Genomic DNA, 1,217 nt, shown 5'->3' on the forward strand with positions numbered 1-1,217 from the left:
TCGCAGCCTGCGGCAGCGGCTACAGGGAGACGCAGCGGCTCAGACGTACTGCGCCGCCGCGTAGCCCGAGGCCCAGGCCCACTGGAAGTTGAAGCCGCCCAGGTGGCCGGTGACGTCTAGCACTTCACCGATGAAATACAGCCCCGGGCTCTTCAGCGATTCCATGGTCTTGGACGAAACTTCCCGGGTGTCGACGCCGCCCAGGGTCACTTCGGCGGTGCGGTAGCCCTCGGTGCCCGCCGGTACCAGTTGCCAGCTGCCGAGTTTCTGCGCCACGTCCGCCAGCTCCGCCGGGGTGTACTGCTTCATCGGCTTGGAGACGAACCAGTGGTCGGCCAGCAGGCCGGCCATCTTCTTGGTGAAGATCTCCCCCAAGAGGGTCTTGAGCTCGCTGTTGGGGCGCTCGGCCTGCTGCTGTTGCAGCCAGCTCAGGGCGTCGTGGTCTGGCAGCAGGTTGATCTCGACGCTGTCGCCGGGCTGCCAGTAGGAGGAAATCTGCAGGATCGCCGGGCCGCTGAGGCCGCGGTGGGTGAACAGGATGTTCTCGCGAAAGCTCTGGTCGTTGCAGCTCACCAGGCAATCCACCGAGGTCCCCGACAGCTCGCTGCACAGTTCCTTGAGCTGGTCGGTGATGGTGAACGGCACCAGGCCGGCACGGGTCGGCAGCAGTTCATGGCCGAACTGTTTCGCCACCTGATAACCGAAGCCGGTGGCGCCCAGCGTCGGGATCGACAGCCCGCCGGTGGCGATCACCAGCGATTGGCACTGAACCTGGCCGAGGGTGGTGTCGAGCAGGTAGCCGCTTTCGACCTTTTCGATGGTCTGGATCGAGGTGTCCAGGCGCAGCTCCACGCCGACCTGATCGCACTCGTCGAGCAGCATGCCGAGGATGTCGCTGGACTTGTTATCGCAGAACAGCTGGCCGAGTTTCTTCTCGTGGTAGGGCACGCCGTGCTTGGCCACCAGGCCGATGAAGTCCCACTGGGTGTAGCGCGCCAGGGCCGATTTGCAGAAATGCGGGTTCTGCGACAGGAAGTTGGCCGGTTCGGTGTACATATTGGTGAAGTTGCAGCGACCGCCGCCGGACATCAGGATTTTCTTGCCGGCCTTGTTGGCGTGGTCCAGCAGCAATACCTGGCGGCCCCGGCCGGCCGCGGTCAGGGCGCACATCAGGCCGGCGGCGCCGGCGCCAATGATCACGACTTCGGTAGAACGCA

At 64.7% G+C, this 1,217-nt stretch carries 1 protein-coding gene; it reads right to left on the reverse strand.

The genetic code is table 11. The features are described 5' to 3' along the window. Nucleotides 1-39: 39 nt before the first annotated feature. Nucleotides 40-1,217 (reverse strand): NAD(P)/FAD-dependent oxidoreductase (locus F6S12_RS31945; protein ID WP_315869881.1); only part of this gene is annotated, 1,178 nt, incomplete at its 5' end.

This window comes from Pseudomonas sp. JV245A, assembly GCF_032424515.1.
Lineage (GTDB): Bacteria > Pseudomonadota > Gammaproteobacteria > Pseudomonadales > Pseudomonadaceae > Aquipseudomonas > Aquipseudomonas protegens.